The sequence below is a fragment of the Gabonibacter massiliensis genome, from assembly GCA_001487125.1.
In the GTDB taxonomy this organism is placed as follows: Bacteria; Bacteroidota; Bacteroidia; order Bacteroidales; family Marinifilaceae; genus Gabonibacter; species Gabonibacter massiliensis.
Genome location: LN913013.1, coordinates 956723 through 978015 on the forward strand (window position 1 = coordinate 956723; position 21293 = coordinate 978015).

Below are 21293 nucleotides of genomic sequence, written 5' to 3' on the forward strand. Positions count from 1 at the left end.
TTAAATATATGCAAAAAAGAAACTATCTATTACTTGTCTTGCGGGGATGTGCGATGGGTGCGGCTGATGTCATACCGGGAGTATCCGGAGGCACCATTGCTTTTATTACCGGAATATATGAAGAATTAATCAACTCCATTCGCTCCATTAATTTACAAGCTTTACGACTTCTGTTCACCTTCAGATGGCAAGAATTATGGAAACATATAAACGGTAATTTCTTATTTTCCGTGGTTGCCGGAATAGCTATATCCATATTCTCCTTAGCCAAACTAATGAAATTCCTGTTAGAAACATATCCTATTCATGTCTGGTCTTTTTTCTTCGGACTAATCATAGCCTCCGCCTTTTTAGTTTTTAAAGAAGTTAAAAACTGGAACACCTTTACCGTACTCTCGTTATTAGCAGGAGGTGTAATAGCCTACACGATCACGGTACTTACCCCAACCACGACACCGGAGACCTGGTGGTTTATCTTACTCTCGGGAGCTATAGCCATTTGTGCCATGATCCTACCCGGAATATCCGGAGCGTTCATTCTCCTTTTACTCGGGAAATACGAATATATCATCACCGCCGTTAGTAATTTCAATATCGGTATACTACTTATTTTTTTAGTAGGAGCCGTTTCCGGATTAATCGCATTTTCTCATTTACTTTCTTGGCTATTAAAAAATTATCACGGACTGACGGTTGCGTTATTGATCGGGTTTATGATCGGATCTTTGAATAAAATATGGCCCTGGAAAATCAACAATCCGGAATTCATCAACGGAGAGATATTCGAAACGGAAAAAAATGTTCTGCCCCATACCTTCGAACAAATGCAGGTAAGCGATCCTTATACATGGCAAGCCATACTCATGTGCGTCCTCGGGTTCTTACTGATTTGGGGGATCGAAAGAATGGCCGTAGCGTTAAAAAAATGACATGGGACAGGCGACCTTATTCATGCACGAACAAGGTCGTCTATTCTTCTGTTTCCGGATAAAAAGATATACTTAACAAGGTCTGGTCGTCAGATTGAAGGGCTCCCGAAACAAACTCATTGACATCGATCAGAATAGCTTCGATCATTCCTTTCGAAGAGGAAGAAGCATGGTTTCGAATCGTTTCCAACAGTCGCTCTGGCGAATAAAGCTTATGTCCGACATTCTCCGCTTCCGTAATTCCGTCCGTATAGAGCAACATCTTTGCTCCCGGCTCCCATGAACAATTGTACTCCTTATACTCGTACTCCTTCAATATGCCTAAAGGAAGACTCGGTTCCATCTCCATAATCCGAACCGAATGGTCCGGTTGGATCATAACGGGTAAAGAGTGACCTGCATTGCAAAATTTAAACTTCCCGCTCTTCAAATGAAGCATTCCGACGAAAAAAGTGACAAACCGATCCGGCTGTCCCGAACGCAATAACCCCTGATTGATAAAATTCGTCACGTATTGAGGTTCGAAATTCGAAAAGGAGATGGAACGCATCAAACTCAATGTAGTAGCCATCAATAAAGAAGCCGGAACTCCTTTTCCCGACACATCCCCTATCGCAAAACAAAGTTCGTCTCCAATTACAAAGTAATCATAAAAATCACCTCCGACCTGTCGCGCGGGGTTCAGAACGGCATAAAGTTCCACCCCTTCCCATTTGGGACAGGCAACAGCCGGTTTAGGAAGTAACCCCATCTGAATATCGTGAGCAATACGCAATTCACTCTCTATCTTTTCTTTTGCCGAAGTGGTCTGCTGTAAGCGCTCGATAAACATCGTCAACTGTTGCTGCATGTATTCAAACGAATCCCGCAACTCTGCCATCTCATCCCTCGAATGGATGACGGGCAAAGGCGTATCAAACCTTCCTAAGGCTATCGTCCGGGCCGATTGAGCGAAATCTTTCAACGGAGCAGTCAGACGCCTAATCGTTCCGGAACTTATGATGTAAAGCATCAATATAATAATCAAAAAAGCCACCCATAAGATAACATTAAACTGAAAAAATTCGCGATAGATCTCCTGGTAGGGACAAACGATTGCCATGTACCATTCGGTCGCATTTAAAGGCATATAATATACATAGGCATCTTCATCGTTATCCAACATCCGCATCTTCCCTTTTTTACCCGCCGCAAGCCGCTTGGCAACCAACATTGCCGTCGTATCGGACATCGCTTCGGCCACGTCGAAAATGGTCCTTTCCACCATATTTTTCTCCCTCTTATGAACAATATAATTCCCTAAGCTATCAATAACAATAGCATAACTACTCGGGTACGGCTTAATAGAATCCACCAGATCGGTCAACCAATTAGTCGACAAATCGACAGAGAAAATACCGATAAAACGTCTCTTACTATCGTACATCGGAACGGAATACGTGGATGTAATTATATCATGATCCCCAAACTCCCTATAAGGCTGACTCCATCGCGATATACCGAATTTCTTGGAACGGGCATACCATCTCTTTTCAAAATAGTTATAGGCGACATCTCCCAACTGAACGGTTATCACCGAATCCCGGCTCATGTAAGAATAAGGAGCAAAATAATATCCTTTAGACTTGAAATAATTCGGCTCAAAAGCAATGGCACAACCAAAAACTTCATCGTTGTCTTCCACCACCCGGCGAGTAACACTGAAGATAGAATCCGCATCCAAGAACCCATTGGATATCATCCAAGCCATATTTTTCGGAATTTTCTCCACCCCTCGCAAAAGAGTGGTCAATCGCAAATCTGATTTTTCAGCAATATTCCATATACGCTCGTCTACATCCCGCTCCAACTTCAACACGGCATAGTGATAAAAAACACTAAACATAACAATCGCCCAAACAGTCATAGAGGCTATCAAATAAAAACTCAACTTAGCCGAAAATGACCTCTCTATACGTTTAAACATGATCTCAGTGATTAATTGGTCGAAATTAACGAATTCCCTCAAGAAAAACAGGTATTTGACTCTATTTTTTTATTTTTCAGACTCGTTGGATGCTTAAAATAGAGTTATCAGGTAAAACGATATAAAAATTTGCTCTTGTTAAATAATAATGCTACATTAGCACCGAAATGAGTATTGAAAACGTTTTAAATAACGCGTGATGTATCGTCCGTCAGAGTATTATTTCGTATTAGCTTACATTGTAGGTGTTCTTAAACTGTTCGGAGGACTATAAACCGAACGCCCCATTGTCTCACGATTGTAGATCGTGAAACCGTTTTTCCATTATAAAAATCGACAAAAACTTAATATCATAATCTTATCACTATGCAAAAACAACTATTATTAGGTGTTGAAGCTATTGCACAAGGTGCTATAGACGGAGGAATCTCCGGAGTATATGCTTACCCCGGAACCCCATCAACAGAGATCACTGAGTACATTCAAGAATCCAAACAGGCTATCGCCCGTAACGTTCACAGGATGTGGTCCGCTAACGAAAAAACAGCCATGGAGGCTGCTTTGGGTATGTCTTACGCCGGTAAAAGAGTATTGGTTTGTATGAAACACGTGGGAATGAACGTCGCTGCCGATTGTTTCATGAACTCGGCTATTACCGGGGCAAACGGCGGAATGGTGGTCACGGCTGCCGACGATCCGTCCATGCACTCTTCTCAAAACGAGCAAGACTCCCGCGCTTACGGAAAGTTCGCACTCATTCCCATGTTAGAACCCTCCAACCAACAGGAAGCATACGAAATGACCCGCTACGGTTTTGAACTTTCCGAAAAAATGGGAACCCCCGTAATGATGCGTATCACTACCCGCCTGGCTCACTCCCGTGCCGGAGTCGAAACCCGAGAGGCCGTCAAGGAAAACGACTTGCACCTGCCGGAAGACAAACGCCAATTCGTATTATTACCTGCCATCGCAAAAAAAAGATACAAGATATTATTAGAAAAACAAACCGCTTTCGAAGAAGAATCCGACCGTTCCGCATTCAACCGCTACATCGACGGGGCCGACAAATCCATGGGGATTATTGCCTGCGGTATCGGTTACAATTACCTGATGGAAGTATTTAAAGGAAAATGCCCTTATCCGGTAGTTAAGGTTAGTCAGTATCCCCTCCCCAGAAAAATGATTACCCGATTGGCTGAAAGCTGTGAAAAACTTCTGGTAATCGAGGAGGGATATCCCATCATGGAAGAATTACTAAAAGGATACCTGGAAAAAGAAGAAGTACACGGACGCTTGGACGGCACGCTTCCCCGCGACGGAGAATTGAATCCGGATTGGATCGCCAAGGCTTTCGGAATACCCGTAACGGAAGGAGCTCCCGTACCGGAAATAGTAGCCCCCCGCCCTCCCGCCTTATGCGTAGGTTGCAGCCATCGGGATGTATATAACGCGTTAAATGCAGTCGTGGCCGAATATCCCAACGCACGGGTTTTCTCGGACATCGGATGTTATACCTTAGGTGCCCTTCCTCCTTTCCAAGCCATTAACTCCTGCGTAGATATGGGAGCCTCTATCACTATGGCCAAAGGTGCCGCGGACGCCGGATTATATCCCGCCGTATCTGTTATCGGAGACTCTACTTTTACCCACTCGGGGATGACGGGGCTTTTGGACGCCGTAAATGAAAAATCCAACATTACCATCATTATTTCAGACAACGAATCCATCTCTATGACTGGAGGACAGGAATCCTCCGCCTTAGGACATCTTGAAGCCATCTGTCGCGGTATTGGAGTAGAGCCGGAACACATCCGGGTTTTGCTTCCTGTTCCGAAAAACCACGATGAACTTTGTAAGATTATTCGCGACGAGATAGAATACAAGGGTGTATCCGTGATCATTCCGAGAAGAGTTTGTATCCAAAAAGCTTCCCGCGATGCCAAGAAAAAGAAAAAATAAAAGATAACGGATCAATTGGAAATCCATTTTAAAATTAAAAATTATGAAGACAGATATCATATTAGCCGGTGTAGGAGGACAAGGTATATTGTCAATCGCTGCCGCTTTAGGTTCCGCAGCCCTCACCAATAACTTATACATGAAACAGGCCGAAACCCACGGGATGAGCCAACGGGGCGGGGATGTTCAATCCTATATGAGAATATCGGATCAACCGATCTTCTCCGATCTGATTGCCAAAGGCTCAGCTGACATCATTCTTTCGGTTGAACCTATGGAAGCTTTACGTTATTTGCCTTACCTGAAACAAGGCGGATACGTGGTAACCAACTCCACGCCGTTCATCAATATTCCGAACTACCCGGATACCGAAGAGCTGATGAAAACATTAAAGGCATTACCTCACCAGGTAATCATCGATGCCGATACCATCGCAAAAGAAGCAGCCGGAAATGTCAGAGCCAGTAATTTTGTCATGTTAGGAGCCGCATCACCCTTTATAGAGATTCCTTTCGAATACCTCGAAAAAGGAATTGCAGCAATCTTCGAACGGAAAGGAGCCGATATCGTGGAAATGAATCTAAAAGCCTTACGTGCCGGACGCCAATTCGCACAAAACTACATCAAGTAAATAACAATACCCCGGGTACGCTTGAGAACCGTGCCCGGGATTCACTTTTTGCGTCTAATCAAATAGCAGAACAGAAAAACGACTAAAAAGCAGAGGACAATAGCAGCCCCGGAAGGGATCTCCAAAAAAGCGGAAAGAAAAAGTCCCACGACAGATCCTAAACAACTAATTAAGGTAGAGAGTATCAACTGTTGTTTGAAATTTTTATAAAACATACCTCCGATAGCCTGGGGCATGGTCAGGTAAGAGATAACAAGAATGATTCCCGCCAACTTCATGCAAAGAACGATACAAAGAGCAATTAAGGCCGTAATTCCGATCTCTATCGAAGAAAGAGCGATATAATGGGTCCGACTGTACTCTTTATCGAAAGCGATATAAAAAAGCGGACGATAAAACTTCATAAAAAAAAGAAAAATCATTACACAGAGCAACAATGCCATCATAAGTTGATCCCCGGTAATAGTCAATATATTACCGAAAAGATAAGAAAGAAGATTCGGAGCATAGCCCGGTGTCAAGTAGATAAACAGTACTCCGATAGCCATTCCGGCCGACCAAAATATACCGATTAAAGAGTCTTCTTTGAAACGCTTGTTATCGGATAAATACAAAATGCAGAAAGCGGCAATCAAAGCAAATACAGCAGCGCCCAAAAGGGGTGAGATACCCAAAAAATAAGCTAATCCCAAACCTCCGAAGGAAGCATGAGTGATTCCCCCACTAATAAAAACCATTCGCTTAGCCACGATATAAGTTCCTATCAAACCGCAGCTTATCCCGATTAATATCGTTCCGGCTAAGGCATTCTGAAAAAATCCGTACTCCAATAAATCGAACATCTTCTAATTTTAAATTTACAATTGTAGATTTTAGATTCTAAAAATATGATATTTTCATGATTATTAATAAGTTGTATTTCATATCATTCCCCATCTCTAATTTTTACTCCCCGTCTTTCTCGTGTTTCAATAACACCCGATGAGGCACCGTCCCGTGAGAGATCAACTCTATCGGGCAATTATACATCTTCAACTGTTCCTGAGAAATCAGATTCGACTCATGATAATGTAAGCCCCCATTCACACAGGCAATCGTTTTCACGTAAGAACATATCATCCCCAAATCATGGGAAACCATCACGATACTCATCTTTTTATTCAACTCTTCCAATAATCCGTAAAACTCCTTTTCGAAATTCGTATCGACATAGGTTGAAGGTTCATCCAATATCAGGATTTTAGGTGACGAAATAATGGCCCGACATAAAAAAACACGTTGCATCTGTCCGCCCGACAAATCACCGATGGGAGTTTTCCGGTAAGCCGACATACCGTAGGTCTCCAATAATGCATCCACTTTCAAACGGTCCTCTTTCGAATAAGATTTCCATATTCCTTTTTCCGACATAAGCCCCGACAACACCACCTCCTCCACCTGAATGGGAAAACGGGTGTCAAAACGACTGTTTTGCGGCAGATAACCAAATAATGATTGCTTGGAGGTATGATAAATAATCTCCCCGGAAAACGGCTTTATCAAACCCAAAATAATTTTTAACAAAGTGGTTTTACCCCCTCCGTTAGGACCGATAATACCGATAAAATCGTTTTTACGAACGGCTAAATTCACTCCTTGCAAAACCACACGCCCTTCGTAACCGGCACTTATTCCTCTCAATTCTATAATATCGTCCATATCAATCCATTTTCAGATCAATAATCTTCAATAAAGCATTCATCTCTTCCTTCCAATCCGGATTCAAAGGATCTATAGAGATTACCTCTCCCCCGATCTCCGTAGCGATAGCACGCGCATTAGCCTCATCGAACTGACTCTGAATAAAAACAACCCGCACTCCCTTTTCCCGGCTACGATCAATAATCGTCCTCACATGAACCGGATTAGGCTCTTTACCCTCGTCTTCTATCGCTATTTGTTCCATTCCGTAATCCCGGGCAAAGTAAGTTAAAGCCGGATGATATATCAAAAACAATTTATTGCGTTTGGATAAAATAATCCGACGGGCTTCCCGATCCACACTATCTATCTCCTGCATAAAGCGATCGCAATTTTCCGAAAAAAGATTCTTTTTTTCCGGAAACTTATCACTCAAAACGTCCCGTATGGTTCGAGCCATCTGTTTGGCGTAAGTTGGCGACATCCAAATATGCGGGTCCAAACTTTCCACGTCTCCATGTTTATGCGCCGGAAACTCCTTTTCCGGAAGCTCGATAGCGTCAGTATGTTTTATCAGTTGAATATCCCTCCTGTTTTTCAATAAGGAGTAAATATGAGTAAGCTCGAACGGCAAATACCCGACTGCAAAATAGAGAGAACTATTATTCAGCATTTTCAACTGCTCGGATGTCAAATCGCTTATAGCAGGATTGGCGCCGGGCGGAATCATCACGTTCACTCGTACGAAATCCCCCGCGATACGCTCTACAAAATATTTTTGCGGCAATATGCTCACACTGATATTTTTGGATTTATCCTGCTTTGTACCGCAAGCGACAATACATAACAGCAGCACTATTCCCCAAATCCATTTCATACTATTCCGGATATACCATATTTTTTTCTTCAATCACATCCAAGACCTCCGTCAGGTATTTAGCCGCTTCATATCGGGCCATAGGTAAATTATGTAACAAATAATTTCCGCAATCCTTAGGTGCCGCTCCCGGAATCTCACCCTCAAAATCCCGGATAAAACGGAACGTTTCACGCATCAGCTCCACTATGTCTTGAGGATGCAAATCCCCTTTTACCAAAAAATAGTTTCCGGTACAACAACCCATCGGACCCCAGAAAATAATTTTATCTCTCCATTGCGGGTCATTTCTCAAATAAGTGGCTGCCAAATGTTCGATAGTATGCAACTCTCCTTGGCCCAATACCGGTTCCCGGTTCGGCTCTTTCATTCGGATATCGAAGGTCGTAACCAGCTCGTTTCCGACTGCATCCTTCCGAGAAACATATATTCCTCTTAACAAACGAATATGATCTATGGTAAAACTCGGTATCTTTTTCATTATTCTTCCATTTTATATCCTTGCTTTCATTTTTCCGACACGCGTAATCAACTCTTTCAACATTGCGAAAGAACGTTTAGGGGCCTCTTCCCAAAAGTTTCGATATTGTCCGGAATGATTCTCCACTCCAGGGGTATCGCTAATGATACGGTAACTTAAAAAAGGAATATCCATCAAATAACAGACCTGAGCGATAGAACAGGATTCCATGTCCACGGCCAAACCCTCCGGAAATCTCTTTTTTATTTTAGCTAAAGCCGCCTGATCCGTAATAAACTGATCCCCACTACAAATCAACCCGCCATATACCTGTCCTTCATGAGGAATATCCAACGCAACCCGATAAAGCTCCTCATCCGATACAAACCGGGACGGTAATCCTTGTACTTGCCCGTATTCATTTCCTTCTCCGCACCAAACATCGTGATATACCATCTGCTTTCCGACCACAATATCCATCACCCGAGTAAGCGGATCGATTCCCCCGGCCACCCCGGTATTGATAATGACATCCGGAACATAATCCCGAATTAACAGAACCGTTCCCACGGCCGAGCATACTTTACCGATCCCCGACTTCACCAAAACAACCCGACACCCCTCTACCTGTCCTTCCAAAAAACATATCCCATGATGCTCTTTCTCTTGCTTTCCCGTTAAAAGCGACCTGACCAGCTCGTATTCCGAACTCATGGCCACCATAATTCCAATCGTTTTCATCTCAAACCTGAAAAAAAGGGTTATATCTCTTTTCCGCTCCGATCGTTGTCTCCCTTCCATGTCCCGGAATTACCCGTACATCATCGGGTAAAACAAACAATTTAGCACGTATCCCATCCAAAAGTTCCGCCATATTGCCACCCGGTAAATCCGCCCGTCCGACACTCCCCTCAAATAGCACATCACCGGAAATCAACAACTTATCCTTTTTGCTATAAAAACAAACGCCACCCGGAGAGTGACCGGGGACATGAATGACTTCCAATTCCGAATGACCGAAACGAACGATCTGGCCGTCTTCCAAAAGATCACCCAAGGCCGGTGGCGGAGTAATCCCCCGTACCCCCAACATGGCCGCATACTTTTCCGCATCCTCTACCCAAAAAGCATCCGCGGGATGAGCTTGAGCCGACAAACCGTATTCATTAAACATAAAATCGTTCCCGAAAATATGATCTATATGCAAGTGGGTATCCAGCAACGCAACCGGTTTCAAATGATGATCCGCTAAAAAATCCTTCACCCGCAGACGTTCTTCTTCCGAAAAACATCCGCAATCTATTACCACGGCCTCACCCGTCTCATCATACAATACGACCGTGTTCTCTTGCCACGGATTATTTACAAATACCTTTATTTCCATCTCTCTCCATTTTATATCTCTTACAAAGATAATACGATTTACGATTTATAACGGAGGATGACTTGATGAAAATCAAAAAATCATAAAACAAAAATCTTCCCGCATCGCTTAAGTACAACCAAGGACGATCCAAAGAAAAAATAAATTATCTAATTAAATTTAAATTCCTCCTCCATGATGACATCATCCGTAGGTTCTTCTGCCGAAAAATCAAATCGGCGCAAAACAATCGAGTCTCGTCCTAAGCTGGTTGTATCAATCACATAAATCCGGTTCCTCCAATTATCTAAAATATCGACTTTGGGGGAAGACAACAACCATTTTTCATCATAATAAGAGATACTATCCAAAAAAGAACGGGATTTGATTAATGTATCATTTAAATAATCTTCCCGCATATTGGTATGCCTAATAAAAATACATTCCAAATCAGATACATCTCTAAAAGTAAAACTATAAACTATGTAGCCATAATTTTCCCTACATTCTTTCATGTATTGTATTTTTTCAGAATTTTTTCCTATTAAAACATACACCGGAATACTTCCTTCCTCTTTACTTTGCAACAAAAGCAAAGGGAAAAAGAAAATAACCATTACAAAAAACCTTATCATACTATTTTTACATTAATCTTTACATCCAATAACCACTTCCGCAAACATAAACAGTCATAAAAATCCTCCCCGATCTGTTATTGCAAACCGGGGAGGATTTTCTAAAATAATATTCAGGGTTAAGGTCTTAAGGTATCGAATCCCTTACCGTAAACCCCCATTACCGTGTTCATGGTTAAAAATGCCTCCGGATCGACCAATTTGGTCACCCGCATGATATTTTGCATCTCGCTTTTACGGACCACCACTACCAACATTTTTCGGGCCGATCCCGTGTACCAGCCCAAACAATCCAAAACAGTCACCCCCCGCTTCAGATCATGGGTAATGGAATTAGCCACCTCCTCGTATTTATCCGAAAAAATAAGGAATTGCACGGATTGCATCTGCCCGGTAAATACCATATCGATGGTATAAGAAACCACTCCCATGACCACGTAACCGTACATAATATCCTGAAAACTCCCTTCGATAAAATAACTGCAACCGATGATTACCACATCGATATACATGATAATCTTACCCGGACTGATATTCCGGTATTTATTTATGATCATGGCTATGATATCCGTTCCTGCCGTACTTCCCCCGTTTACCAGAGAAATTCCGATTCCGGCACCGCACATGATACCGGCGATGATGGCACACATGAAACGATCTTCCAACAGAGGTTCCCGGATATAACTCTGCAGTATTCCCAATAGAAAAGAACTCATGAATATCGCGTAGATCGTCTTAATTCCGAACTTGGGACCCAATATCTTCATGGCGATAGCCACCAACAAGAAATTGATGACGAAATAGCTGACACCGATAGGAATCAACTCATTCGATAAAAAATAAATAATCGTAGCTATACCCGTCACCCCGCCTCCTACAATCTTTTGAGGAGCTAAAAAGGCGGTCACGGCAAAAGCATACATCATCAGACCTATCGTAATCAATACATATGCCCTGACTTCCGATACAACTTTCTTTTTCGACAACATTTAGTTTTAATTTTAAAGTACAAATTACGATTTACAATCGCCGGAAAAAGCCGGCATTGCAAATCGTACATCTCATTAATATCAAGTAATTAACTATTCTGTTTTGCCCAAGTATCCTTCAATCCCACGGTACGGTTAAACACCAATTTCCCCGGCTGCGAATCCTTGTCCACACAAAAATATCCCAGTCGCTGGAATTGGAAACGATCTCCCTCCTTCACCTCTTTCAAACTCGGTTCCAGCTTACAACGAGTAAGCACCTTCAAAGAGTTTTCATTCAAAAATTCCTTAAAATCAATATCTTTATGCCCGGCAGGATCCGGATCCTTGAACAGGCGATCGTACAATCGCACCTCCGCATCGATAGCTTCCGCCGCGGAAACCCAATGCAAAGTCCCCTTTACTTTCCGGTTGCTATTGATCCCGCTACCACTCCGCGTATCCGGGTCATACGTACAATGGATTGTCGTCACGTTTCCCTCCTCATCTTTTTCCACGCTTTCGCATTTTACGATATAAGCTCCCTTTAAACGGACCTCATTTCCGATCGTCATACGGAAAAACTTTTTCGGAGCATTCTCCATAAAATCATCCCGCTCGATATAGAGTTCTCCGGAGAAAGGGACTGCCCGTGTTCCGGCACTCTCGTCTTCCGGGTTATTTTCGATCTCCACGTATTCAGTCTGTCCTTGCGGATAATTATCGATAACTACCTTCACGGGGTCCAACACGGCCATTACCCGAGGGGCCACCTTATTCAAATGCTCCCGTATACAAAACTCCAACAAGGCCATATCCACGACTATTTCCCGGCGGGCAACGCCCACTTTTTCGGCAAAATTACGAATGGATTCGGGAGTATACCCGGCCCGACGCAAACCGGAGATAGTCGGCATGCGGGGATCGTCCCATCCGGCCACGATTCCCTTCTGCACCAGCTCCAACAAACGACGTTTACTCATCACCGTATAACTCAGATTGCGACGAGCGAATTCGATCTGCCGGGGACGATATTCGGTTTCGATCAACTGATCCAAAAACCAATTGTATAACGGTCGATGTACTTCAAATTCCAAGGTACATATGGAATGAGTGATCCCTTCCAGGTAATCGCTTTGCCCGTGCGTAAAATCATACATGGGATAAATACACCATTGATCGCCGGTACGATGGTGAGCCACGTGCATAATACGATACATGATCGGGTCGCGCATCAACATATTAGAAGAGGCCATATCTATTTTGGCCCGCAACACTTTCTCTCCGGCCTGAAACTCTCCGCTTTTCATTCTCCGGAACAAATCCAGATTTTCTTCCGGAGTCCGGTCTCTGTAAGGACTGTTTACTCCCGGTTCGGTAGGCGTCATCCGTTGGGCGCTGATTACTTCTGCCGGTTGATCGTCCACATAAGCCTTTCCCTCCATAATCATCTTTTCCGCCCAATCATACAATTGTTGGAAATAATCAGAAGCGTAATGAGGTTCTCCTTCCCATTGAAATCCCAGCCACCGGATATCCCCCAATATCGAATCAATATACTCCACATCCTCCTTCGACGGGTTGGTATCATCGAAACGTAAATTGCATTTCCCGTTGTATTTGGCCGCCAAACCGAAGTTCAGACAAATCGACGTCGCGTGGCCGATATGTAAATAACCGTTAGGTTCCGGCGGAAAACGCGTGTGCACCCGTCCTCCGTTCTTGCCCTCTGCCAGCTCCTCTTCTATGATCTGTTCTATGAAATTCAATGATTTCACTTCATTCTCTTCTTCTGATACGAGATGATTCTTATCCATACTAAAATTATTTAACATACGAGTCGCAAAGGTAATTAATTTATGAGAGTTTTAAAAGTTTCTGTATATTTGCAGGCCATGAAAAAATTATTTTATATCATCATATTTTGTCTAAGCTCTATCATATCGCTGGCACAGAGCGATTATGACTATGACAACGAGGAGGAAAGAGATCCCCGGGACAGAAGAATGGAACAAGATTCCGTAGAAAAGCCCGATGTCAAACATTATCGTATGACTTGGAGATGGATGCACAACGGTGTTTATAAAAAATTCATCCCTTTGGACACTCTTACGGATGGAATCCAAAACTTCAATCCCATATTTAAACAAAGCGTTTCCAATACCTACTTGGGCAATTTACCTTCGGCCTATGAATCCAATATCTTTATCAACCGGATCGAAAGCGAAGATTTTTTCCCTCTGAACCGGGTAAGAGCTTATATCTTCAAACCGGAAGACGCCTTGGAATACAACACGACAACCCCTTTCACCCAACTCAACTACTTCAACGGAGGAGGCCGTACCAAATCAGAAGACCTGTTAGACGTATGGCACGTCCAAAACATCCGTCCTTATTGGAGTGCCGGTTTCCGCTACAATATCATATCGGGACTCGGGGCTTACTCTTACCAAAAGTCCAAAACCTACAATCTCTCGTTCTTTTCTTCTTACGAGCTAAAACGGGTAGCCATATCTTTTTTCATCAACCAAAATGTCGGCCACTATACTGAAAACGGAGGAATTCAGGATCTCTACTTTTTACGGGATACGACCTTGGATTCGCAATTAATCCCGACGAATCTCGTCAGTGAACCTCGAAACAATTTTTATAATTTCAATCTTTATACTTTAGGCCAATACAACATCGGGAAGGGAAAAGAGATCGTTACCCAACGGGACTCCGCCCGTACGGACACGACCATCGTCTATCCGATGAAAGCGGTATTATCCTTTAATGTTCAAGATAACCAGTACAAATTCAAGGAGAAATCCGTAGAAACATCCTTTTTCCCGAACACTTATATCGACAGCATGTCCAATGCGGATATCGTCAACAACAAACGGTTCGAGATCACGACCAAACTCATCGTGAATGAACATCCCAAGTACAAATACTTACCGGGTATATACGCCGGATTAAATTTCAAGTACCTGAATTATCACCAACGAATCAATATAGATCAGGATACGACAACGAACGATTTCGGAAGCAGTAAGTACACGGGGACTTATTTGACAGCCGGAACCTTTAACGTAGACACCAACTCCCTGTTTAATTTCGACATATGGGCCGCCTACTGTTTATTCGGCGACTACAATACGGATTATAACTTACAGGGAGAGATCACACAATACCTGAACCGGGGAAAAAATTCGTCGGTAACGATCAATGCATCATTGGAAAATAAAACCCCCAACCCATTTTATGAGCTTTACATGGGAAATCATAACATCTGGAAAAATAACTTCGGAAAAATTCATTCCTACCAACTACAAGGAAAATACCGGAATATTCGTCGCCGTACAGAAGTCGGCATCGCCTTAAACAATACCAAAGGATACATCTATCTGGATACGACTGCCATGCCCCGGCAATACGACGGGAACTTAATGGTATTCACGGCTTGGGTAAAACAAAATTTCAGGTTAGGCAATTTTTATTTCGATCAAAAAGTCTACTATCAGGTCAGCAATAAGGAAGATATACTTGCACTTCCCCAGATTGCCCTATATTCCCACAACTATTATCAAAATCGTCTATTCAAAAGGGTGTTAGGCCTGCAATTCGGTATCGATGTTTTCTACACGACCAAGTTCTATGCAGACGCCTATATGCCCTCCATCATGCAATTTTATAACCAAAGGAAAGAGAAAATCGGCAATTATCCCAAGATGGACGTATTCCTCACGTTAAATATAAAACGGGCGGATATTTTTGTCAAATACGATCATTTCAATGAATTCTTCGGCAACCGGAACTACCTTTCGGCTACCAATTACGCCATCGGACCGGCAACCGTAAAATTTGGTTTAAGATGGAATTTCTTTGACTAATTTGATAATTTACAGATCATTTCCTATATTTGTTGTATGTACGTTGTAAAAAAGATTACATACATCTTGTTTTTCTTATGCTGCTTAAACGCTTGCAAAGTAAAACAAAAGGAGCCTTTTGTATTTCCCCGGTCGGGTCTATTGGAAGAAATCACGAAGCGAGGCGTATTGAATGTCTGCACTTACTATAACACGACCGACTACTATGTTTACAAAGGTGTCACAAAAGGCTTTCATTACGAACTCGTCAAAGATTTTGCCGAATATCTCGGAGTAAAGCTGCATGTCGAAGTAAACTCGGACATGGAAGAGTGCATTCAGGAATTGAACGAAGGGAAATACGATCTGATTGCCATGAGTCTATCCGTCACCGAAAACCGGAAGAAAAGAATCCTTTTCACGAATCCTCTATTCAAAACCCATAGTGTACTTGTACAAAATAAAAAACGAAAGGAACACGTCGATTCGCTATCGCAACTATCGGGTAAAGACATTTACATCCAAAAAGGTACTTTCTATGAAGAATTTTTACAACAGTTGAAAGACTCGTTACATTCGGAATTCAATATCTCTCCCCTAACGGAGGCGACGTATGAAGACATTCTGGTCATGGTAGAAAACATGGAAGCGGAATTCACCGTTACAGACCATAATATTGCCAAAATAGCCGCACATTACATGCCTTATCTGGATTACAGCCTGGGCCTATCCGACGAATTTCCCATTGCCTGGGGGACTGCACTAAACGGAATTCTCCTTACCGACGAACTAAACGCGTGGTTAAACAACATTAAAAAAAGCGGCAAATTCAATGTTCTATACAACCGATATTTCAATAGTAGCTACGTGACCTCCCTGCACAATTCCAAATACTACAAATTAAAAAACGGCAAGATATCGAGTTTTGATCCCATCATAAAAAAAGCAGCCCAAACGATGGGATGGGATTGGCGATTATTGGCCGCTGTTATTTTCCAAGAATCCGGATTTAATCCGGAAGCCGTCTCATGGTTAGGAGCCGTAGGATTAATGCAAGTCATGCCGGAAACAGCCCTCACTCTCGGTATCGAAGATTATACCAATCCTAAGGATAATGTCCGCGCAGGAACAACTTATCTCAAACGCTTGGAAAAAATATTTTCCAAATACCCGTTGAAAAAAGAAGACCTGATCAAATTCACGTTAGCCGCGTATAATGCCGGCCCCGGACATGTCATAGATGCGATGAAATTAGCCGAAGCGTACAATAAGAATCCCTATGTATGGAATAATAATGTCGATTACTTTCTACTCCACAAGTCTAATCCCGAGTTCTATCGGGATACATTAATCCGGCATGGGTATTGTGACGGCAAACAAGCTTATGATTTTGTAAATAATATCCTCGAAAATTATTCCCATTACAAAAACACAATTCCGGAATAAAATTGAAACTCAGTCAAATTTAACAAAACTCATTGTACGAATTATTGATTCCCACATCTTTTTTTCATACCTTCGCATTTAGAACTTGTCATACTTTATAATTATAGGAATATCATGCCTTACAGAAGATTACCCAATACGGATGCGGCCAGGATACGTGCTTTGGAAACAGCATTGAAGAACGAAGCATCCTCGGATTTCAACGATTTGCCTTTTTCTCCTTCGTTGAAACAAAAAATAGAGTTCTTTTTACCCAAATTCAAAACGGCCATTACCAATTCACAGGTCGCGAGAGACAAACAAAACGTTAACAGCCGAAAATACGCTGAATACACCAGAAAAGCAAAATTATACATATCCCATTTTTTACAGGTATTGAATTTTACTATTGCCCGCGGAGAATTGAAATCCTCGGCCAGAACCTTTTACGGGTTAGATGAAAACAATTCGAAACTCCCTCCCCTGATTAGCGAACAGGATTTATTGGAATGGGGAGCCAAGATTATCAACGGAGAACAGGAACGGACCCGTAACGGAGGAGGTAATCCTGTCTATAGCCCTTCCATCGCTTTAGTAAAAGTCAATTATGAAAATTTTAAACAGGGATATGCTTCTCAAAAACAATTCCAACAGAACTCGGCACGTTGTTGCGCAGAAGTAGCTCAATTCCGTAGTGAAGCGGATGAGTATATTTTAACCTTATGGAATGAAATAGAAAACTATTACATGGAAATAGAGGACGAGGAGGAACGTCGTAAGAAATGTGAATATTACGGTTTAGTATATGTTTTCCGGCGAGGAGAAAAAGAGAGGATTAAAAGACAAAAAGAAGCCGAACGCATTACATTAAAATTGCCTTTTTGAATGAATCAAAAAGGCAATTTTAATATTAAAGAGTCCTTTACTACATGTATAAGTCACGTTCCCCTTTAGCTATACGATCGTAATAGGATTTGAACGTGGGTAACAACTTCTTATCCGTAAAGAAAGAGGTGTGTTCTATCTCCTGCAATTCCCTTTCAATCAATTGTTCTCCGATCGCTTTGGTTTCAGGAGAAGCATAATCATTCAGATATTCCCGGAACGTCAAGACGGCATTCAGCTTACAAAATTTTCCCTCCACACCTTTTTCCAACAAATTCATAATCTTGTCCCCCGTACGCCCGCAACGATAACCGGCCGTACAGAAAGAGGTAATCATTCCATCCTGGGCCAATTCCCGAATCACCTCATCCAAGCTTCGCTGGTCTCCCAGCATAAACTGGACTTTATCCGAATTCTCCTCTTGACGCAATTTCTTCGAATAGGCTCCAATACCTATTTTAGAAGAAGCATCAGTCTGCGTACATCCCATATGAATCAACTCTCTCCTGAACTCGGGATTCTCTCTGGCCGTCACGATCAATCCCGTGTAAGGAATAGCCAGACGTATAACAGTTACCAACCGCTTTGTAGCCTCATCCGTTACCAAATATGGTGAATGTTCACTGATAAAAGATCCAGGAGCAGGCTGCATTCGAGGGAAGGAAACCGTATGAGGTCCTATACCGAATTGCCGTTCCAGATCCAAAGCATGATACAATAACCCCATCACTTCAAAACGCCAATCGTATAAACCGAACAAGGCTCCAATAGCAACGTCATCGATACCGGCCTCCATAGCCCGGTGCATCGCGTAAAGCCTCCACCCGTAATTTCCTTTAATCGTATGAGCCGGATGTAGTTCGGCATAACGTCCACGGTGGTAAGTTTCTTGAAATACCTGATAGGTACCGATACCGGCACGCCACAACTTTTTTAAATCCGCTATCTCCATGGGCGCCGCATTCACATTCACCCGACGAATATTATTAAACCCGTTCCCGGTAGGAGTCGTCCGTTTAGTTGCATAGATCGTTGAAATGGAATCAGCCATATAATCGGCACTATTTTTCGGGTGTTCTCCGTAGACGGCTATCATCCTCTTATGTCCCTCGTCAATAACGGCTGCCGTCTCCTCGCGTACCTCATCCATAGTCAAAACATGCCGTTTCTCCTCCTTATTCTCTGCACGGAAACCACAATACACACAACTATTTACACACAGATTCGACAGATACAGGGGAGCGAAAAAAACGATACGATTATCGTATACCCGTCTTTTAACTTCCAAGGCCGCTTCCTGCATCTCCAGCAATAACTCCGGATCCTCCACGTTCAACAAAGTAGCCGTTTCGGCAGGAGTCAGAATCTTAATCTCCAACGACTTTTTTATAATATCACGCACCTTTTGCTTGTCGGGATTTTTTTGGCGTTCAAGCTCCTCAAATATCTCGACTTCATCGATAAAATCTTTTCCATTGACCAAGTATTTATCGATTTCAGCCTGTTTAATCACATTTTTTGTCCAATCTTTTACGTCCATCTCTATATTTTTATATTACGATTCACACGAGTATAAATCGCAGATTCTTTTCCTGTTGACAAAGATCAGCATTAATTTTATATTATTACAGTATTATCCTATTCTTATTTTCGATGGAGAGATAGAGAAAATCAATGCCTTTTTACTCGTAAGCGATCAACCCAACAACTCTTTGACTTTTGCCGAAATAACTTTTCCCTCGGCAACGCCAGCCAACTCTTTGGTAGCAATTCCCATTACTTTGCCCATATCTTTAGCCGACGTGGCTCCCGTCTTCTCTATAATCCCTTTCAGTGCAGCTATCAACTCTTCCTCCGTCAACGGTTGGGGCAAAAACTCATTCAGTACTTCAACCTGCGCCATTTCATGGGAAAACAGATCCTCCCTACCCTGCTGCTTATAAATAACCGCGGCGTCCCTACCTTGCTTGGCCAATTTCTGTATGATCTTCACACTTTCGCTGTCGGGAATCGAATCTCCCGCCCCCGGAACGGCTTTAGCTTCAATAAACACTTTCTTTATATTTCTCAATACTTCCAAACGTACCGTGTTCTTAGCTTTCATGGCTTCCATGATGCCCTTGCTAACTCTTTCTTCTATTGTCATCTGATATCTTTTAATTTTGAACTTACGAAGTTACTATTAAATTCTCGCATTTTCAATCTCCCGCTTTCAATTTTCGTAAACAAGGTGTAATTTTGTATCTCAAATAAAACATGGATGAAGACAAGCATAAGCAACAAAATCATATGGAACATCGCCTATCCTATCATATTGGGAAGTTTGGCACAAACTTTAATTACACTTACCGATACCGCTTTTCTGGGGAGAGTCAGCGAGATAGCTCTCGGAGCTTCAGCCATAGCCGGAATCTACTATTACGTCTTTTCGACTTTAGCTTGGGGATTTTCCATCGGTATCCAAATTATCGTGGCAAGACGTCTCGGAGAAGGAAGGCTTAATCGAATCGGAGTCGTATTCGAGCACGGGTTATTTTTCGTCGCTTTTTTAGGTACGTCCCTTTTTCTTGTACAGCATTATTTTACCAAAGAGCTGTTGGAAACAGCAATCCACTCACCCAATATATATGCTGCCGCCATGGAATATATGTCATTCCGGCATTACGGTATTATTTTCGTTTGTTTTAATTTCCTTTACCGGGCCCTATATATCGGATTATCCAATACCAAGATCATCGGGTATTCGACAGCCGTTATGGCTACCGTAAACGTGCTATTCAATTACCTTCTGATCTTCGGGAAATTCGGTTTTCCAAACTTGGGAGTCGGTGGAGCAGCCCTTGCTTCCGTTATGGCAGAAATTTCCGCCTTTCTTTTTTTCACCCTGTATACCCTACTTAAACTCCCTCTCAAACAATATGCCCTGTTCAGTTTTCACAAAATAGAAGGATGGCTTATGGGAACGATTCTAAAGACAGCTCTTCCCACCATGCTACAAAAACTTCTCTCTTTCGGGACCTGGTTTATTTTTTTCATCCTGGTGGAGCATATGGGCGAACGGCCCATCGCCATTACCATTGTAGTCCGAAGCGTTTATATGCTCATCGTCATTCCGGTATTCGGCTTCGGGGCCACAGCCAATACATTGACAAGCAGACTAATAGGAGAACAAAGACAAAAAGAGGTTATGCCCATGCTCACAAAGGTCATTCGCCTCTCCATGCTAAGTGTTCTCCCGATATTAGCCATCTGTTATCTATTTCCACAACAAGTACTGTCCATCTATTCGGATAGCAGCGAACTGATACAAGCATCCGTCAACTCCCTGTATGTCGTCGGATTGGCCGCACTCGCCCTTTGTTTCGGCATCACCTTTTTCGAAGCTATCTCCGGAACGGGAAATACCTCTCACGCTCTCATCCTCGAGACCTTCGTACTTATCCTGTATACTGCCCAGATTTGGTTTTTGGCAAGCGTACTGCAAACGTCAGTCGAATCTGTATGGACGGTGGAAGTCACTTACGGCTTGTGTATCGGCTTTATCTCGTTACTCTATATGAAACATTTCCGCTGGCAAAAGCACAAATTATAATTAAGGGAATTTATATTAACCTAAAAAGTACCTGTCAATGACTACATCTGCAAGGAAAATAGGTATAAA

At 42.5% G+C, this 21293-nt stretch carries 19 protein-coding genes; 7 read left to right on the forward strand and 12 right to left on the reverse strand.

Features of this window, described 5'->3' with window-relative positions:
• The first annotated feature begins 8 nt into the window (after window positions 1-8).
• A complete protein-coding gene (locus BN3283_RS08295; protein ID WP_059026357.1) occupies window positions 9-929 on the forward strand; it encodes a DUF368 domain-containing protein in 921 nt (306 codons plus the stop codon).
• A gap of 40 nt (window positions 930-969) precedes the next feature.
• Here the strand turns inward: BN3283_RS08295 and BN3283_RS08300 are convergent, their stop codons facing one another.
• Window positions 970-2895: a SpoIIE family protein phosphatase gene (locus BN3283_RS08300; RefSeq protein ID WP_147625564.1), complete on the reverse strand. Its 1926-nt coding sequence runs from the start codon at window positions 2893-2895 to the stop codon at window positions 970-972.
• Window positions 2896-3261: 366 nt separating this feature from the next.
• On the opposite strand from BN3283_RS08300, the gene BN3283_RS08305 reads away from it, so the two are divergent.
• Together BN3283_RS08305 and BN3283_RS08310 are read left to right on the forward strand one after the other, a co-directional pair.
• A complete protein-coding gene (locus BN3283_RS08305; protein ID WP_059026359.1) occupies window positions 3262-4854 on the forward strand; it encodes a thiamine pyrophosphate-dependent enzyme in 1593 nt (530 codons plus the stop codon).
• A gap of 43 nt (window positions 4855-4897) precedes the next feature.
• Window positions 4898-5485: an indolepyruvate oxidoreductase subunit beta gene (locus tag BN3283_RS08310; protein WP_041504329.1), complete on the forward strand. Its 588-nt coding sequence runs from the start codon at window positions 4898-4900 to the stop codon at window positions 5483-5485.
• A gap of 41 nt (window positions 5486-5526) precedes the next feature.
• On the opposite strand, the gene BN3283_RS08315 is transcribed toward BN3283_RS08310, so the two are convergent.
• The 9 genes from BN3283_RS08315 to BN3283_RS08355 form a co-directional block, all read right to left on the reverse strand.
• On the reverse strand, window positions 5527-6327 hold the full coding sequence (locus BN3283_RS08315) for a metal ABC transporter permease (RefSeq protein ID WP_059026360.1): 801 nt from the start codon (window positions 6325-6327) through the stop codon (window positions 5527-5529).
• Window positions 6328-6430: 103 nt separating this feature from the next.
• Entirely contained in the window at window positions 6431-7183 is a 753-nt protein-coding gene (locus tag BN3283_RS08320) for a metal ABC transporter ATP-binding protein (RefSeq protein WP_059026361.1), read from the reverse strand.
• A gap of 1 nt (window position 7184) precedes the next feature.
• Window positions 7185-8042 (reverse strand): metal ABC transporter solute-binding protein, Zn/Mn family, encoded by an 858-nt coding sequence (locus BN3283_RS08325; protein WP_059026362.1) that lies wholly within the window; start codon window positions 8040-8042, stop codon window positions 7185-7187.
• A gap of 1 nt (window position 8043) precedes the next feature.
• Window positions 8044-8523: an S-ribosylhomocysteine lyase gene (locus BN3283_RS08330; protein ID WP_059026363.1), complete on the reverse strand. Its 480-nt coding sequence runs from the start codon at window positions 8521-8523 to the stop codon at window positions 8044-8046.
• A 12-nt stretch (window positions 8524-8535) separates the two neighbouring features.
• The gene (locus BN3283_RS08335) at window positions 8536-9243 is read right to left on the reverse strand and encodes a 5'-methylthioadenosine/adenosylhomocysteine nucleosidase (protein ID WP_041504324.1); all 708 of its coding nucleotides are present in this window, start codon (window positions 9241-9243) and stop codon (window positions 8536-8538) included.
• A gap of 1 nt (window position 9244) precedes the next feature.
• Window positions 9245-9886 carry an MBL fold metallo-hydrolase gene (locus BN3283_RS08340; protein ID WP_059026364.1) on the reverse strand — a complete coding sequence of 214 codons (642 nt, stop codon included), beginning with the start codon at window positions 9884-9886 and terminating at the stop codon, window positions 9245-9247.
• 149 nt (window positions 9887-10035) lie between these two features.
• Window positions 10036-10500: a hypothetical protein gene (locus tag BN3283_RS08345; protein ID WP_147625565.1), complete on the reverse strand. Its 465-nt coding sequence runs from the start codon at window positions 10498-10500 to the stop codon at window positions 10036-10038.
• A gap of 119 nt (window positions 10501-10619) precedes the next feature.
• Complete coding sequence (locus BN3283_RS08350) at window positions 10620-11489, reverse strand: YitT family protein (RefSeq protein WP_041504321.1); 870 nt, start codon at window positions 11487-11489, stop codon at window positions 10620-10622.
• An 89-nt stretch (window positions 11490-11578) separates the two neighbouring features.
• The gene (locus BN3283_RS08355) at window positions 11579-13285 is read right to left on the reverse strand and encodes a glutamine--tRNA ligase/YqeY domain fusion protein (protein WP_059027217.1); all 1707 of its coding nucleotides are present in this window, start codon (window positions 13283-13285) and stop codon (window positions 11579-11581) included.
• Window positions 13286-13363: 78 nt separating this feature from the next.
• On the opposite strand from BN3283_RS08355, the gene BN3283_RS08360 reads away from it, so the two are divergent.
• The 3 genes from BN3283_RS08360 to BN3283_RS08370 all read left to right on the forward strand — a co-directional run bounded on the left by BN3283_RS08360 (window position 13364) and on the right by BN3283_RS08370 (window position 17632).
• Window positions 13364-15343 carry a putative porin gene (locus tag BN3283_RS08360; protein ID WP_041505169.1) on the forward strand — a complete coding sequence of 660 codons (1980 nt, stop codon included), beginning with the start codon at window positions 13364-13366 and terminating at the stop codon, window positions 15341-15343.
• A gap of 36 nt (window positions 15344-15379) precedes the next feature.
• The gene (locus BN3283_RS08365; RefSeq protein ID WP_059026366.1) at window positions 15380-16768 is read left to right on the forward strand and encodes an MltF family protein; all 1389 of its coding nucleotides are present in this window, start codon (window positions 15380-15382) and stop codon (window positions 16766-16768) included.
• Between the two features lie 114 nt (window positions 16769-16882).
• Entirely contained in the window at window positions 16883-17632 is a 750-nt protein-coding gene (locus BN3283_RS08370) for a hypothetical protein (RefSeq protein WP_059026367.1), read from the forward strand.
• A gap of 40 nt (window positions 17633-17672) precedes the next feature.
• On the opposite strand, the gene hydG is transcribed toward BN3283_RS08370, so the two are convergent.
• Both hydG and BN3283_RS08380 read right to left on the reverse strand, forming a co-directional pair.
• Window positions 17673-19172, reverse strand: coding sequence for a [FeFe] hydrogenase H-cluster radical SAM maturase HydG (gene hydG / locus BN3283_RS08375; protein WP_082032919.1), 1500 nt, complete (start codon window positions 19170-19172; stop codon window positions 17673-17675).
• Between the two features lie 156 nt (window positions 19173-19328).
• A complete protein-coding gene (locus tag BN3283_RS08380) occupies window positions 19329-19778 on the reverse strand; it encodes a GatB/YqeY domain-containing protein (protein WP_059026368.1) in 450 nt (149 codons plus the stop codon).
• Window positions 19779-19892: 114 nt separating this feature from the next.
• On the opposite strand from BN3283_RS08380, the gene BN3283_RS08385 reads away from it, so the two are divergent.
• Window positions 19893-21224, forward strand: coding sequence for an MATE family efflux transporter (locus BN3283_RS08385; RefSeq protein WP_041504316.1), 1332 nt, complete (start codon window positions 19893-19895; stop codon window positions 21222-21224).
• Window positions 21225-21293 lie beyond the last annotated feature (69 nt).